The 15,715-nt window shown below is 39.7% G+C and carries 16 protein-coding genes; all 16 read right to left on the bottom strand.

Annotated elements, in window-relative coordinates; translation table 11 throughout:
- Positions 1–404: 404 nt before the first annotated feature.
- Complete coding sequence (gene lysS, locus ACX9YW_RS20420) at positions 405–1,889, bottom strand: lysine--tRNA ligase (protein WP_460349985.1); 1,485 nt, start codon at positions 1,887–1,889, stop codon at positions 405–407.
- Between the two features lie 186 nt (positions 1,890–2,075).
- Positions 2,076–3,059: a tRNA dihydrouridine synthase DusB gene (dusB, locus tag ACX9YW_RS20415; RefSeq protein ID WP_460349983.1), complete on the bottom strand. Its 984-nt coding sequence runs from the start codon at positions 3,057–3,059 to the stop codon at positions 2,076–2,078.
- Between the two features lie 20 nt (positions 3,060–3,079).
- Positions 3,080–3,298, bottom strand: a complete 219-nt coding sequence (locus ACX9YW_RS20410; RefSeq protein WP_460349981.1) for a helix-turn-helix domain-containing protein — start codon at positions 3,296–3,298, stop codon at positions 3,080–3,082.
- Positions 3,250–3,768, bottom strand: coding sequence for a 2-amino-4-hydroxy-6-hydroxymethyldihydropteridine diphosphokinase (folK, locus tag ACX9YW_RS20405; RefSeq protein ID WP_460349979.1), 519 nt, complete (start codon positions 3,766–3,768; stop codon positions 3,250–3,252). The genes ACX9YW_RS20410 and folK overlap by 49 nt, the downstream gene beginning before the upstream one ends.
- Before the next feature lie 2 nt (positions 3,769–3,770).
- A complete protein-coding gene (folB, locus tag ACX9YW_RS20400) occupies positions 3,771–4,130 on the bottom strand; it encodes a dihydroneopterin aldolase (protein WP_460349977.1) in 360 nt (119 codons plus the stop codon).
- Entirely contained in the window at positions 4,123–4,953 is an 831-nt protein-coding gene (gene folP, locus ACX9YW_RS20395; protein WP_460349975.1) for a dihydropteroate synthase, read from the bottom strand. Before folP ends, folB begins: the two co-directional genes overlap by 8 nt.
- Before the next feature lie 12 nt (positions 4,954–4,965).
- On the bottom strand, positions 4,966–5,832 hold the full coding sequence (gene pabC, locus ACX9YW_RS20390; protein ID WP_460349995.1) for an aminodeoxychorismate lyase: 867 nt from the start codon (positions 5,830–5,832) through the stop codon (positions 4,966–4,968).
- 2 nt (positions 5,833–5,834) lie between these two features.
- Positions 5,835–6,440, bottom strand: coding sequence for an aminodeoxychorismate/anthranilate synthase component II (gene pabA, locus ACX9YW_RS20385; protein ID WP_460349973.1), 606 nt, complete (start codon positions 6,438–6,440; stop codon positions 5,835–5,837).
- Positions 6,437–7,828, bottom strand: a complete 1,392-nt coding sequence (locus ACX9YW_RS20380) for an anthranilate synthase component I family protein (RefSeq protein ID WP_460349971.1) — start codon at positions 7,826–7,828, stop codon at positions 6,437–6,439. Before ACX9YW_RS20380 ends, pabA begins: the two co-directional genes overlap by 4 nt.
- 107 nt (positions 7,829–7,935) lie before the next feature.
- On the bottom strand, positions 7,936–8,865 hold the full coding sequence (cysK, locus tag ACX9YW_RS20375; RefSeq protein ID WP_460349969.1) for a cysteine synthase A: 930 nt from the start codon (positions 8,863–8,865) through the stop codon (positions 7,936–7,938).
- Between the two features lie 165 nt (positions 8,866–9,030).
- Positions 9,031–9,918, bottom strand: coding sequence for a peptidyl-prolyl cis-trans isomerase (locus ACX9YW_RS20370; RefSeq protein WP_460349967.1), 888 nt, complete (start codon positions 9,916–9,918; stop codon positions 9,031–9,033).
- A gap of 33 nt (positions 9,919–9,951) precedes the next feature.
- Positions 9,952–10,827 carry an Hsp33 family molecular chaperone HslO gene (hslO, locus tag ACX9YW_RS20365; protein WP_460349965.1) on the bottom strand — a complete coding sequence of 292 codons (876 nt, stop codon included), beginning with the start codon at positions 10,825–10,827 and terminating at the stop codon, positions 9,952–9,954.
- A gap of 24 nt (positions 10,828–10,851) precedes the next feature.
- Positions 10,852–11,631, bottom strand: a complete 780-nt coding sequence (locus tag ACX9YW_RS20360; protein WP_460349963.1) for a type III pantothenate kinase — start codon at positions 11,629–11,631, stop codon at positions 10,852–10,854.
- A 102-nt stretch (positions 11,632–11,733) separates the two neighbouring features.
- Positions 11,734–13,659 (bottom strand): ATP-dependent zinc metalloprotease FtsH, encoded by a 1,926-nt coding sequence (gene ftsH / locus ACX9YW_RS20355; protein WP_460349961.1) that lies wholly within the window; start codon positions 13,657–13,659, stop codon positions 11,734–11,736.
- Between the two features lie 85 nt (positions 13,660–13,744).
- Positions 13,745–14,290 carry a hypoxanthine phosphoribosyltransferase gene (gene hpt / locus ACX9YW_RS20350; protein WP_460349993.1) on the bottom strand — a complete coding sequence of 182 codons (546 nt, stop codon included), beginning with the start codon at positions 14,288–14,290 and terminating at the stop codon, positions 13,745–13,747.
- A complete protein-coding gene (gene tilS, locus ACX9YW_RS20345; RefSeq protein ID WP_460349959.1) occupies positions 14,290–15,702 on the bottom strand; it encodes a tRNA lysidine(34) synthetase TilS in 1,413 nt (470 codons plus the stop codon). Before tilS ends, hpt begins: the two co-directional genes overlap by 1 nt.
- Positions 15,703–15,715 lie beyond the last annotated feature (13 nt).

Here is a 15,715-nt window from a genome sequence, read left to right as displayed (position 1 = left end):
TCAAACTCTCCAATAAAGAGTTGATAAAAGCTCAAAAAGTTAATCTGGCTTGTTTCTTTTTAAAAAAGAAGTTTTGTTAATGTTTGGTTGTTTAGTTTTCAAAGAGCAATTCATTTCGCTCGTAAGCGACTTTTTAATACTAACAGAATCAATTATCACAGTCAAGAACTTTTTTATCTTTTCTTTCGTGATAACTAATTAACACGTTGTTTTCGTAACAACGAAATCTAATATAACATGATTTTATTATGACTGCAATAGCTTTTTTTATATTTTTTCCTCCTAAAATTATTACCATTCTTTCTATACTTCTATATTTGATTAGTCAATGTGTTTTTATAAAACAATTTCAAAATAACTAAAAAGGCAAAGAACTCTTCTCGAGTATCTTTGCCTACTGTTTTTTAACGATGGCGCATTAACGGGAATAACAGAACATCTCTAATAGATGGAGAGTTCGTTAATAGCATGACTAAGCGATCGATTCCGATCCCTAAACCACCTGTTGGTGGCATTCCGTATTCTAACGCTTCAATAAAGTCATCATCCATCATATGGGCTTCGTCGTTACCTTGTTCACGTTCCTTTAATTGCGCTTCAAAGCGTTCGCGTTGATCAATTGGATCGTTAAGCTCCGTGAAAGCATTGGCATGCTCTCGAGCAACGATGAATAATTCAAAACGATCAGTAAAGCGTGGGTCTTCCTCATTTTTCTTCGCTAGTGGTGAAATTTCCACTGGGTGGCCATATATAAATGTCGGCTGAATGAGGTGCTCTTCGACCTTTTGTTCAAAGAATTCGTTGACGACATGACCATAAAGCATTGTATCTTTTACTTCAACTCCATGTTCTTTAGCAAGTTGAAGTGCCTCTTCTGCGGTCATTTCCTTCCAGAAGTCAACCCCTGTGTATTCTTTAATAGCGTCAACCATATGAAGCCGGCGCCATTGTGGTGATAAATCGACTAAATACTCCCCGTATTGAACCGTCGTGTTTCCGTTTACCTCTTGGGCAATATGGGCAATTAAGTTTTCCGTTAAGCTCATAATATCGCGATAGTCGGCAAATGCCTCGTACAGCTCTATCATTGTAAACTCTGGGTTATGCCGTGTCGATACTCCTTCGTTTCGGAAAACGCGGCCAATCTCATATACCTTTTCCAATCCACCGACAATCAAGCGTTTCAAGTGGAGTTCAATCGCAATCCGCATATAAAGTTCCATATCTAATGCATTATGGTGCGTAATGAATGGACGAGCAGAAGCACCGCCGGCAATAGAATGCATCATCGGAGTTTCTACTTCTAAATAACCATGATCATCTAAGTATCGGCGCATAGATTGGATAATTTTCGAACGCTTAATAAATGTTTCTTTGCTTTCTTGGCTCACGATTAAATCTAAGTAACGCTGACGATAACGTTGCTCAACATCCTTTAAGCCGTGAAATTTATCAGGTAATGGTCGAAGTGCCTTTGTTAGAAGTTCAAAGTTTTTAGCTTTAACCGACAATTCACCAACTTGAGTTTTAAATAATGTACCTGTAATACCAACAATATCACCTAAGTCAGCTTCATCAAAAAGTTCATATTGCTCTTCCCCAACAGCATCCGTACGAACGTATACTTGGATTTGACCTGATAAGTCTTGGATATGGGTGAAGCCTGCTTTCCCTTTGCCTCGTTTGGTCATAATCCGGCCAGCGATTGTAACCGGAACTGCTTTCGCTTCTAGATCTTCTTTCGATAATTCCCCGTACTCGTTCACTAAATCTTGTGATTGATGTGTACGGTCGAATCTTTTCCCAAATGGATCTTTTCCTTTTTCGCGGATGGCATTCATTTTTTCTCTTCTTACAAGTAGCTGGTCATTTAATTCTTCATGACTCATTTCATTCATCTCCAATTTCTTTATATGTAAATATTCATATATCTTTCAAATAACATACCTTCTATTTTACACAATCTTTCCGTTGTAGACAAAAAAATATAAAGAAAACTGCCAGTAACCAACTGGCAGCTTGAACTTATATGAAGAGTATTATAGAAAAAGGACATAAAGGTGTCAAACTTTCCCTTACCCGACCAAGGTTTCGTTCTCTTCTACCAAACTATAAAGAAGCGATGCTAATTGTTCACGAGTCTCACATTCATTGATTCCATCACGGACTTTTCCATTTCCGCGGACACCTTTTAAATACCAAGCAGCATGCTTTCTCATTTCCCGGACGGCAATGTGTTCATTTTTCAGGGCAATTAACCGATCTAGGTGAAGGACGCAGACATCCATTTTTTCCTTAACAGTTGGTTCGCCAATTAATTCACCTGTCTCAAGGTATTTAACGGTTTGGTAAATCATCCATGGATTACCTAGAGCTGCACGACCAATCATTACACCATCTACCCCGGTTTCATCTAGCATACGTTTAGCATCCTGTGGTGTCTGTACATCTCCGTTACCGATAATCGGAATATTCACGGATTGCTTCACTTCACGAATGATATCCCAATTTGCTTTTCCTTCATACATTTGAACGCGTGTTCTGCCGTGGAGTGATACAGCTTTTCCTCCTGCGCGCTCGACCATCTGTGCATTTTGAACAGCATAGATATGCTCTTCATCCCAGCCAATACGCATTTTAACGGTAACCGGTTTATCAACCGCATCCACTACAGCCGAAACCATTTCATAAATTTTATTTGGATCTAATAGCCATTTAGCTCCGGCATCACATTTCGTGATTTTTGGAACCGGGCAGCCCATATTAATGTCGATAATATCGGCATTTGTATTTTTGTCAACGAATTTAGCAGCTTCAACAAGTGATTCGCGTTCCCCTCCAAAAATTTGCAGAGACAACGGCTTCTCCTGCTCATCAATATAAAGCATATTCATCGTTTTATCGTTTTTATATATAATCCCTTTATCACTTACCATTTCCGCACAAACTAAGCCTGCCCCAAATTCCTTAACTGTTAAGCGAAAGGCAGAGTTACAAACACCTGCCATTGGCGCAAGGACAACTGGATTTTTCATCACGATATCGCCAATTTTTAACATTTGTACCTCCTTTTTACTACTTATTTATCTTCGTTTTCCGTTGGCGAAAGTTCTTTTACACTCACCTGAAGGATAGTAGAAATCTTCTCTAATATATCTATTGTCGGCATTCGACTACCTCGTTCAATTTCTCCAAAAATCGAAACCGAAATACCCAGCTCATTCGAAAATCCTTCCTGGGTATAGCCTTTTAGTTTTCGATAGGCGCGAATGCGTCGTCCCAACTTTTCCGCTTCCATAATCGAACACCCTCTTTTTCCTGAAGTTCTAGTATATTTATATCATGTATTGATGGTAAAGATAAATCAGAAGCTATTTCCAACAATGGAACAAGTACAAAAGCTCTTTCCATCATGCGTGGATGTGGAACAATCAATTCTTCTGTGTTGATTGTTTCCTGGTTATATATCAAAATATCCAGGTCAACCGTACGTGGCCCCCATCTAATTTCACGCTTTCTTCCAAGTGCAGCTTCAATTTTTAAACATTCCTTTAACAAATCATGTGGCTTGAGATCTGTTTTTACTAAAGCAACCATATTTAAAAAAGATTCCTGCTCCGTGTAGCCGACCGGATCCGTTTCATAGATGGAGGAGGTTTTGACAACATTTATTTTTACATGTTGCTCTAAGAACTCAATGGCTCCCATTAGATGCTTGAATCGGTCAGGAATATTTGAGCCTAATGCGATATACGCCATATTTTCCACGATTATCGCCCCCTTGTTATTTCAACAGACACGGATTTATAGTGGCCAGGGATTGGGGGGTCAGGTTTAATAACCACCACTTTTACCTCCTGCACTAGTGGGAACCTTTCTAATACGGTACTTGCTATATTTTCAGCAACCGCTTCTATCAGCTTAAAAGGCTCTCCTTGGACGATTTCCTTTGTAGTAAAATATAGTTCAGCATAGTTGACAGAGTGATGAAGATCATCGCTAAGCCCGGCTTCCATTAGATCGCAATAAACCTCTAAATCAACGATAAATCTTTGGCCAAGCTTTGTTTCTTCGGGGAAAACACCATGGTATCCAAAAAAAGTCATCCCATTGACAGTAATTTTATCCACGAATCTCACCCTTCCCCATCATGGCATCCATCATTTTCACCATTCGACTCATTTCCTTTACATCGTGAACCCGAACAATTTGACAACCTTTTTGAATCCCATAACACACAGTCGCTCCTGTCCCTTCCATTCTTTCATTAATCGGAAGATCAAGTACTTGTCCAATCATCGTTTTCCGCGATGTCCCCAAAAGAACTGGATAGCCAAGTGCGACCAGCTTATCCAAATCTCGCATCATTTGGAGATTTTGTTCTAAATCCTTGGCAAAACCAATACCTGGGTCTAAAATAATATTTTCATCTTTCACTCCCGCTGCTTTCATCATCGTAATGCTTTCAAACAGATCGTTTAGGCAATCTCTAAAAAACACCTGATAGTCGCGATTGTTTCGATTGTGCATGAGGATGACCGGAACCTGGTTTTCAGCCGCAACCTTCGCCATTTCCTCATCAGCTTTGCCACCCCAAACATCATTGATAATGTGAGCTCCAGCTAGAATAGCTTGTCTTGCTACCTCCGCTTTATAGGTATCAACGGAAATTGGAACTTTTACAGATTTAGAAATTGCTCCAATAATGGGAATGACACGTTCTAATTCCTCTTCAACTGATACTGCAGCATGACCAGGACGAGTTGACTCTCCGCCAATATCAAGGATATCAGCACCTAAAGCGACCAACTCCTCGGCCCGTTCGACCGCATACTCTAAATTATTATAGCGCCCCCCATCAGAGAAGGAATCCGGTGTGGCGTTTAGAATTCCCATGATTAGTGTTTTACGTCCATAGTCTAACTGATATGATCCACAATGAATCATGCCCATTGCTGTACACTCCTAACTTAACTCATTTCTGCTATAAAGCTTTAAACAATTTTCTCGGTAATCATTATAAAATAACCGAACAAATTCACCGTTTGCCCCAGGGTAGTCGCGATTATTCCAACAGTTAATCCCGACCACTTCCTGAATCGAATTGGTTATGAAAAACTCGTCAGCCCAATCAAGATTCTTAGGTTGATAAAAGCCTTCTACTACTTTCATTCCGTTTATTTTTGCTAGTTGAATAATAAATTGCCTTGTAACCCCATTTAAGATTCCCGTTTCAACCGAAGGTGTGTATAGAATTCCGTCCTTCACCCAAAAAAGATTAGATACGACTCCTTCGGCTAGGTAGCCATGGGAGTTTAGAAAAATCCCTTCAACATCCGAAGATGCCCCGACCTCCCGTTTTGCAAGAATATTATTTAAAAAGTGGTGCGATTTTAATCGTCGGCTCCCCTCGGGTGAATTGCGCCTAGTTACCGTTAAAAGCTGGGCTCGTTTTTCCGAAATTATTCGATTAGCCGGTGGCAATGGTTTTGCAAAAATAATCGTGTTCGGTTCCAGATACGGTTCAACCTGAAGCCCTACCTCTCCAATGCCAGCGGAAACATTAAAACGTATGTAAGCATTTTTATAGCTATTTGCTTCAAGAACTAATCTTAATGCCTCTTCCACTTCTTCTCGGGTAAAAGTCTTTTCAATCAGAAGCTCCTTTAATCCCTCATTTAATCTTTGCAGGTGGTCATCCAGTAAAAAGGGATGACCATCATAAATTCGAAAGGTTTCGAAGAGGCCCACTCCATATAAAAAGCCGTGGTCAAATGTCGAAATAAATGCCTCTTCCTTTGGGATAATCCTGCCGTTCAGATAAATAAACATCATTAAATTCTACCTTTTTCTTTTTGCAAAGGTAGGTAACTTTCATAATAATTGATAAAGTTTTGGAGTAATTTCTTTCCGTTCTTCGTCATGATGGATTCCGGGTGGAACTGAACTCCCTCAATTGGCAATGTTTTATGACGTAGGGCCATAATTTCGCCTTCAGCTGTCCAAGCGGATATTTCTAAGCATTCCGGCATGGTTTCTTTTTTTACAATTAATGAATGATATCTTGTTGCTGGGAATGGATTATCCATTCCAACGAAAATCGTTTTGCCATCATGGAACATATCCGATGTTTTCCCATGCATGAGTCTTTCCGCGCGAACAACGTCCCCATTAAACACTTGAGCAATCGATTGATGTCCAAGACAGACCCCGAAAATTGGAATCTTTCCAGCAAAATACTCGATCGCCTTAAGACTAATCCCCGCTTCATTAGGACTGCATGGACCGGGAGAGATCATTAAAAATTTCGGTTGAAGCCTCTCAATTTCTTCTAAAGAAGTTTGGTCATTCCGCTTAACGACCAGTTCCTGACCTAACTCACCTAAGAACTGGACAAGATTATAGGTAAACGAATCATAATTATCGATCATTAGAATCATATGGTCTCTGCTTTCTCCTTTGCTTTCCATAGTGCGATGGCCTTTTTTAAGCTTTCCTTGTATTCATTTTTTGGACTTGAGTCAATGACGATTCCGGCTCCTGCTTGGACATGGGCTTGTCCATCTTTGACCAGCATCGTCCGAATGACGATATTCAGTTCCATATCTCCGTCAAAACCAATCCAACCTAATGATCCGGTATAAATTCCCCGTTGAACAGGCTCGAGCTCTTCGATAATCTCCATCGTTCTTACCTTAGGTGCTCCTGTTATCGTTCCCCCTGGAAATACCGCATCAATACAATCGTATTCGTCTTTTTCTGGTGCCAATTCGCCTCTTACATTAGAGACAATATGCATGACGTGTGAGTATTTTTCAATCACCATAAACTCATTTACTTCAACGGTTCCGTATTGGCAAACTCGTCCTAAGTCGTTCCGTTCAAGATCAACGAGCATAACATGCTCAGCCCGTTCCTTTTCATTGTCGATTAATTCGTTGGCTAATGCTTTGTCCTCTGCTTCATCCTTACCTCTTGACCGAGTTCCGGCAATTGGACGGGTACTGACTTCCAAACCTTTCTTTTTAATCAGCAGCTCAGGTGAAGCGCTAACAAGTTGGAAATCGGAAGTGTGAAAATAGCTCATATATGGCGAAGGATTTAAAACACGTAACTGTTCATAGACATCGATTGCTTCGACCGCAAGTGGCTTAGACTGACGTACGGAAAGATTAACCTGAAATACATCGCCCGCCGAAATATAATCTTGAACATTGATAACAGCATCAATAAATTGTTGCTCTGTCATTGAGACTTGTAAAGTATCATCGTGCATGACTGTTTTCACCAATGGTCGTTCTGGTATTTCCTGATCCCATTTATGCTGCCAGTACTCGATTTTGGCGCCAACGTCTTCGCCTTCTTTATGTAAAAATAATAGCCATAGTTCTGAAGTTAGGTGGTCAAAAATAAACCATTCGTGGAAAACTAAGAAATATATTTCCGGAATACCAAGATCGTCTTCAGCCAAATCGGGAAGTTTCTCAATATAACGAGCATAGTCATAACTAATAAATCCAATTGCTCCACCTCGAAAGTCTGGTAGTGTTGGATCACTTTCCATATGGTATTGTTTCATCCACTCGCGCATCAGATGGAGCGGGTTCCCCTGCTTGGTTTCGGTCTGACCATTTGATTCAATTTGAAGATGGTGGTTTTTTCCGACTAATTTTGCAACAGGCTCAAAGGCAGCCATGCTATACCGCCCACCGCGTCCACTTTCGAGAAATATATGATTCGTATAGACTTCAGCTATTTGACGATAGTTTTGATAAAAACGTTCCAATGTATAAGGGATTTTAGCAGATTTTATTTGTAAGGTCGTCACCAAAAAGCCTCCTAAATAGATTCTCTACCTATCATACATGATGAAAGAATATTGTACAAAACAAGAAAAGCGGAAGCACCCTTTATAGGCGCTTCCGCTTTTCTGTTTTATTCTGTTTCAAATTGATAAAGTGGTGTGCTTAGGTAACGTTCACCATTACTAGGAATAATCGCTAATACTTTTTTGCCATTTCCTAATTCTTTAGCCACTTTTAATGCAGCAAAAATGGCGGCTCCGGAGGATATTCCCCCAAGAATCCCCTCTTCTTTTGCAGCCCGGCGCGCATATTCAAAAGCTTCCTCCGTCGATACCTGGATAATATGATCATAAATTTGGGTATCAAGGACATCTGGTACAAATCCGGCACCAATACCTTGAATTTTATGCGGTCCAGGTTTCCCACCTGATAGGACAGGTGAATCTGTAGGTTCCACAGCATAAATTTGAATGGATGGATAGGTTTCCTTTAGAACGGATCCTGCACCAGTAACCGTACCACCAGTTCCAATTCCAGAAATGAATGCATCTAATTGTTCGCCCATTTGCTCAACAATTTCTTTTCCGGTTGTGCGTCGATGCACTTCAGGGTTGGCTTCATTTTTAAATTGTTGCGGCATGAAGTAGCCGTTTTCCTTTGCTAACTCCTCGGCTTTTCGAATTGCCCCACCCATGCCTTCCGGACCAGGTGTTAATACTAAATCAGCCCCATAAGCACGCAATAAATTTCGACGCTCTAAGCTCATCGTTTCCGGCATTACAAGGACTGTTTTATAGCCTTTAGCAGCAGCAATCATCGCAAGCCCTATTCCAGTGTTACCGCTGGTCGGTTCAATTATCGTATCGCCTTGATTTAGCTGACCTGATTCTTCAGCTGATTCAATCATCGCTAACGCAATGCGGTCTTTCACACTGCTGCCAGGGTTCATATACTCTAATTTTAAATAGACTTCCGCACTATTTTCATCGACTAATCTGTTTAATTTCACAATCGGTGTTTGGCCAACTAATTCTGTAATGGAATTTGCAATTCGAACCATTTCTCTCCACCTCATTTTTATGTTTTTAATTCCGAGTATTACTATTGGTTTTATATAAAATTTAACAGTCATTTAGATTTATGTCAAATCATATGCATTTATTCATTAAAAAATCATTCTTATGCCTAAAAAAAGATGACCTTTAATATGGTCACCTTCTTTTTATTAATCATTCTTGTTTTCATAGAACCAATCGACCTTAAGTTCGTTCCAAAAGGCGCTTGCCGAAACGGGGGCGTCCATTTGCTCAAGGGCAATTTGTCTTCTGATTTGACCTTTGACCTCATCGAAGGAATAGGATTTCCCTGCTAATTTTTGTTGAAGTTTAATAATGGCATAACCATTTTTCACTTCAATCGGTTCGCTCCATTCCCCTTTTGCTAATTTTTTGGCTTGATCTATATAACTTTCAGGGTACCGATCGTCCGCTTCGCTAATGAAACCAATATCGCCGCCTTGATTAGCTGAGAACTCTTCAATTGACCTTTCCATTGCCAATGCTGAAAAGCTTGAACCTTGTTTTAACTCTTTCACAGCCGCCTTCGCTTCTTTTTCTGTTTTCACAACAATATGTGATAACTGATAACTAGTCGGAATGTCAAACAGATTTTTATTATCCTGATAATATTCTTCCATTTCCTTTTCGGTTACAATTACATCCTTTGTTAACAGTTCTTCTAGGAGAAGACTATAACGAATTTGTTCCTTCCACTTCTCTTCATCAGAACCCGTTTTGCCATTAGCACCATACATCGTTTGCATTAACTGTAACTCATGTTCAATGGCTTCATCAGAAACATGGATATTATATTTATCTGCCAATTGCTTTATGACCCTCTGATCAATTAAATCCTTTAAGACTGCTTTGCCATAACGACCTTCTATTTCATTTAGCCATTCCCCACGCGTAATTTTCTCTTTGCCGATCTCCGCTACTATCTCACCAGAGCCAAGATTGCCGCCAGCTAGTGGTTGCTTCATAAAGTAGACAATCGTAAGGCAATTAATTAGAAAGAGACCAGCAATTATCATCCAAAGCTGATTGTTTTTCAAAAAATTTCCTCTCCCGTAGAAAACCTATTTAATCTATGCTTCTTTTTTCAATTCTTCTAACTCTTCTTTTGTATAATGATATTTTTCATTACAGAAATGGCAGTGCGCTTCTGCTTGTTCATCCTCTTCGATGATTTGTGTTATTTCCTCTTTACCTAGGCTAATAATCGCATTAGCAAAGCGCTCCTTTGAGCAGGTACACTTAAAACTAACCGGCATAGATTCAAGTATTTTCACATTTTCTTTCCCTAGGATTTCGAATAAAAGTTCCTCAGGAGATAAGCCTCTTTCAATTAACTTGGATACAGGAGGCATTTTTTGAATGCTAGTTTCAATCTTTCCGATCGTATCATCATCAGTACCCGGCATTAATTGAATGATAAAACCTCCAGCTGCTAATATACTATTGTCCGGATTCACAAGAACGCCAACTCCTACCGCCGATGGTACTTGTTCGGAGGAGGCAAAATAATAAGTGAAATCCTCCCCTAACTCTCCGGATACGAGCGGTACTTGGCCGGTGAAATGCTCCCGCATCCCTAAATCTTTCACAACCACCAGCATTCCATCTGTACCGACAGCGCGGCGAACATCAAGTTTCCCTTGGTCATTTAATTCGAAATGGGTTTGCGGATGGTGGACATAGCCTCGTACTTCACCCTTTGCATTACTATCGACAATTATGCCGCCTAACGGCCCCCCGCCATTAATTTTAATCGTAAGTTTATTTTCACCCTTAAGCATAGCCCCCATCATAACACCTGCAGTCATTGATCTTCCTAATGCTGCTGAGGCTGTTGGCCACGTATAATGGCGACGCTGCGCTTCACTAACAGTCTCAGTACTGTTGACAGCATATGCTCGAACTTGGCCGTCAAAGGCTAATGCTTTTACTAAATAATCGTTCAATTCGGTTGCTCCTTTCGTGATGCTCTATCTCTTTAGAGACTCGATATTTCTTTTATAAATGAGCTGCAATCCCTTTAAGGTTAAAAAAGGATCAATGACATCAAAGATATCCGATTCTTGTGAGATGAGCCGTGCTAGTCCCCCGGTTGCGATAACCGTTGGTTTCTGTTTACTTTGTTCTTTCATTCGTTTGACAATACCTTCAACTTGTCCAACATAACCATAAACGATTCCAGCTTGCATCGCACTAACGGTATTTTTGCCAATGACTCCTTCCGGGCGGGCAATCTCAATTCGCGGCAGTTTTGCCGCCTTTGAATATAATGCTTCAGTGGAGATGCTTATCCCAGGGGCAATCGCCCCACCCATATATTGTTTATCTTCGTTTACATAGCAAAAAGTTGTTGCGGTGCCAAAGTCAACAATAATTAAGGGACTTCCATAGTCATGGATAGCGGCAACAGCATTGACTATTCGGTCTGCCCCTACTTCACGTGGGTTTTCGTATTTTATATTCAGGCCCGTCTTTGTACCTGGCCCAACTATTAATGGCTTTAGATGAAAATATTTTTCACACATGCGTTCTAAAGCAAACATAATTGGCGGAACAACAGAAGAGATAACGATTCCATCAATATCTGAAAAACTTAAGCCAACATGATTAAACAATGACTTGATGACCATACCATATTCATCATCGGTTCGGTTGCGATTCGTTTCAATTCGCCAATGATATTTCAATTCTTCCCCATCATAAACACCGAGAACCGTATTTGTATTTCCAATATCAAATACAAAAATCATAAAATCACCACTTTTTCTACAGAATTCTCATATGGAAACATCATACACTAATTATTTTATGACCGCAAAAAGAAAAGCGCCTTTTAAAAAGGCGCCTTACTGTTACTTTTGTTCTTCATCATTTGATGATGGTGCTTCTTCTTTTTTCGTGTTGATGTTTACTTTTACATCGTCTTGTTTCTTATCTTCAAGTTTCGTATCAACACTACGGTCAGGTAGTACGCCGTTATCGACAAGACTCTTAATTTGTTCTGCATCAAGCGTTTCAACCTCTAATAAAGTATTGGCAATGAGGTCAAGCTTGCTGCGATTTTCATTAATAATCTGTTTCGCACGTTCGTAACTCTCTTTAATAATTCGCTGTACTTCCATATCAATTTCGTAGGCGATTTTATCCGAGTAGTTTTGCTCGTTATTGATATCTCGACCTAGGAATACTTGACCTTGAACTTGACCAAATTGTAATGGCCCAAGCTTATCACTCATTCCATACTCGGTTACCATTTTACGGGCAATTCCGGTTGCACGCTGGAAGTCATTATGTGCACCAGTACTTACTTCATTGAAAACAACCTCTTCCGCAACACGTCCACCAAGTAGGCCAACAATTTTATCAAGAAGCTCTTGTTTCGTTGCTAGGAATCGGTCTTCTTTTGGTAGCATAACTGCATATCCACCCGCTTGACCACGAGGGACAATTGTTACTTTATGAACCATATCAGCTTCGTCTAAGACAACACCAATAATCGTATGACCAGCTTCATGGAATGCAACAATATTTCGCTCTTTTTGTGAAATAACACGACTTTTCTTAGCCGGACCGGCAATGACACGGTCGGTTGCTTCATCAATGTCATCCATTTCAATTTGCTTTTTGTTTTGACGAGCGGCAACGAGTGCTGCTTCATTCAACAGGTTTTCTAAATCGGCTCCAGAAAAACCTGGTGTTCTCATAGCAATACTCTTTAAATTAACAGAACTGGAAAGTGGCTTATTTCGAGCATGAACCTTAAGAACTGCTTCGCGTCCTTTTACATCTGGGCGATCAACCGTAATCTGACGATCAAATCGGCCTGGGCGTAAAAGAGCCGGGTCTAAAATATCCGGACGGTTTGTCGCAGCAATGATGATAATCCCTTCATTTGCCCCGAATCCATCCATCTCAACTAATAATTGGTTTAAGGTTTGTTCACGTTCATCGTGACCACCACCTAAACCGGCACCACGCTGACGGCCAACGGCGTCAATCTCATCGATAAAAATAATACATGGTGCATTTTTCTTTGCATTTTCGAATAAGTCACGAACACGGGAAGCCCCGACCCCTACAAACATTTCCACAAAATCAGATCCACTGATAGAGAAGAATGGTACACCGGCTTCACCTGCAACAGCGCGAGCAAGTAAGGTTTTACCTGTTCCCGGAGGTCCAACTAATAAAACCCCTTTTGGAATGCGAGCGCCAAGCTCAGCGAATTTACGAGGGTCCTTTAAGAATTCAACAACTTCAACAAGTTCTTGCTTTTCTTCATCTGCCCCTGCGACATCTTTAAATCGAACCTTCTTTTTATCATCATTGTAAAGCTTAGCTTTACTTTTCCCAAAATTCATGACACGGCTACCACCGCCCTGGGCTTGATTTAAAAGGAAGAAGAATAAAATAAAGATAATCACAAACGGAATAATCGATGTAAAGAAGGTAACCCAGCCGCTTGTTTCTTTAGCTTTATGAACTTCTAATTTTTGACCATTAGCAGCTGCTTGGTCAAGACGCGCCAACATTGGGTCATTGTTGGTAATATGGGTGATAAAGTCTTTGTCACCTTTTAATTTACCACGAACCAGGTACACGCCACCCTCAGGTTGCATATCAATCGAAATTACTTCACCTTTTTCTAAGTGATTGACGAACTCATTATAGGTTATTTGTGTAGTTGGCTCGTTACTACCATTAAAAAAGCTAACAACACCGATAATAACTAAAAATATTAATAAATAAAAAATCGTATTACGGAAGATCCGATTCATTCCTTACCTCCTCCCACGGTAAACAAACTATACTAAATAGTATCATAGAAAAACATGGTAATTCAAGAATTTAACCTTGACAAGACTATTCATTTTTCGTGTAAACTTCTGGTTTAAGAACGCCAATATATGGCAAATTTCGGTATTTCTCAATATAGTCTAATCCATAGCCTACCACAAATTCATCAGGTACGATAAATCCAACATAATCAGCTTGAATATCTGCTTTACGACCTGAAGGTTTATCTAACAATGTCACAATTTTTATTGACTTTGCTTTTCGATAACGGAAAAGATCAACTAAATAACTTAGGGTAAGGCCACTATCAATGATATCTTCAATAATTAAAATATCTCTACCCTCAACAGAAGTGTCCAAATCCTTAATAATTTTCACTTCACCTGAAGATACAAATGCACTTCCATAGCTTGACACATCCATAAAATCCATTTCTAAATATGTATTCATTCTTTTGAGGAGATCCGTCATGAAAGGCAAAGCTCCCTTTAAAACACCAATAGCTAGAGGAACTTTATCCTTATACTCCTCAGTAAGCTGGTCAGCAAGTTCCTTGATTTTTATTTGAATTTCCTCTTCCGATACAAGTATTTTTTCAATATCCTTTTCCATCATGATAAATGCCCCCTAGAAGAATCGTTGCTTTTATATGTTAGTACTAAATAACTTTCCAAATGCTGACCCCTAACATCAAGGTTTGATAATTTTAGCTTTGGTGCCCATACTATGTTACCTTCACCGTCTGTTACTATGGGCCAAGTTTCTCGTCTTGCTAATGGGATCTTCGCATCGATAAATATATCTTTTATCTTTTTCGTCCCACTCATACCTTTTGGATGAATTCGGTCCCCTTGAGCCCTTGTACGAATAATGAGCGGAAAAGGAATCTGCTGCGGATTCAATATACATAGATCTAGTCCACGTGTCGACGGCAACTGGGCAACATATTCCAAATGTATGGAATCTCCATTAGGAAGATGAATATTACCTGGACCAAATAATTCGTAACGGAAAATTCCCGCCTTTTTTTCACCAAATTGAAAATCGCATTGTTGATAAGAGCGAATAATTCGCAAACCTTCCGGAAAGTCAAGTTGGCCTGAAGGATTCGATTGACCCAGTAACTTTAAAATTAGATCTATATGTAAGGCAGATAAGGACGAAGGTCTCACCCTATAAAGATAGTTTAATATTAGTTGAATCGCCCTTCTTTGTAAAGGAAGAGGTATTGCGAGAAATTGGTCGACTTCAATACTAATTTCTCTGTCGGTTCTGCTTCTCATTACTTTATTCAATTCAGATACTGTTAATTCCTCTAGAAACTTTTCATCCTGATTAAGTTCCTCACTCATCCTTTGGAAATGTTCATGAACAGCTGGATTTTCCTTTTTCAAAAAAGGGAGTATATCTGAACGAAACCGATTGCGAACATAGTAAGGTTTTTCATTGCTTGGGTCTCTTCTAGGGTCCAACTTATGAATCATGCAGTAATTTTCAATTTCCAGCCTACTTACGGCTAATAATGGTCTAATAATTTCACCTCTTGCAAAAGGGCGTTTAAAAGGAATCCCTGCCCTAGCATATCCGGAACTCCCTCTTGTCATTCTCATTAAAATCGTTTCAATCTGGTCATCACCATGATGACCTAGGACTAAATAGTCTGCTTGAAACTGATGCATCTTTTCTTCAAAATATTGATAACGGCATTCCCTTGCTGCTATTTGGGGACTTTTTCCTGTTTCTTGCATATAAGCTGTCACATTGATTTGTTTCCACTCAAATAAAACTTCCATTTTTCTACATGTTTCTTTAACAAAAATTGCTTCTTCCCATGACTGTTCCCCACGAAACATATGATCGACATGAACAGCGATAATCTCTAACTCCCATAAATCTCGTTTTTTCCATAAATAATGAAGCAATGTTAAGGAATCGGGTCCACCCGAAACCCCAATCAATAGCCTTTTTCCTTTAAGGGACAGGTGATGGCGTTTTAAAAATGCTTCAACCTTTTGCTCTAACATTATGTTCTTCCTT

The sequence above is a fragment of the Pseudoneobacillus rhizolycopersici genome, assembly GCF_054786815.1.
This window is presented reverse-complemented; position numbering and strand designations above follow the sequence as displayed.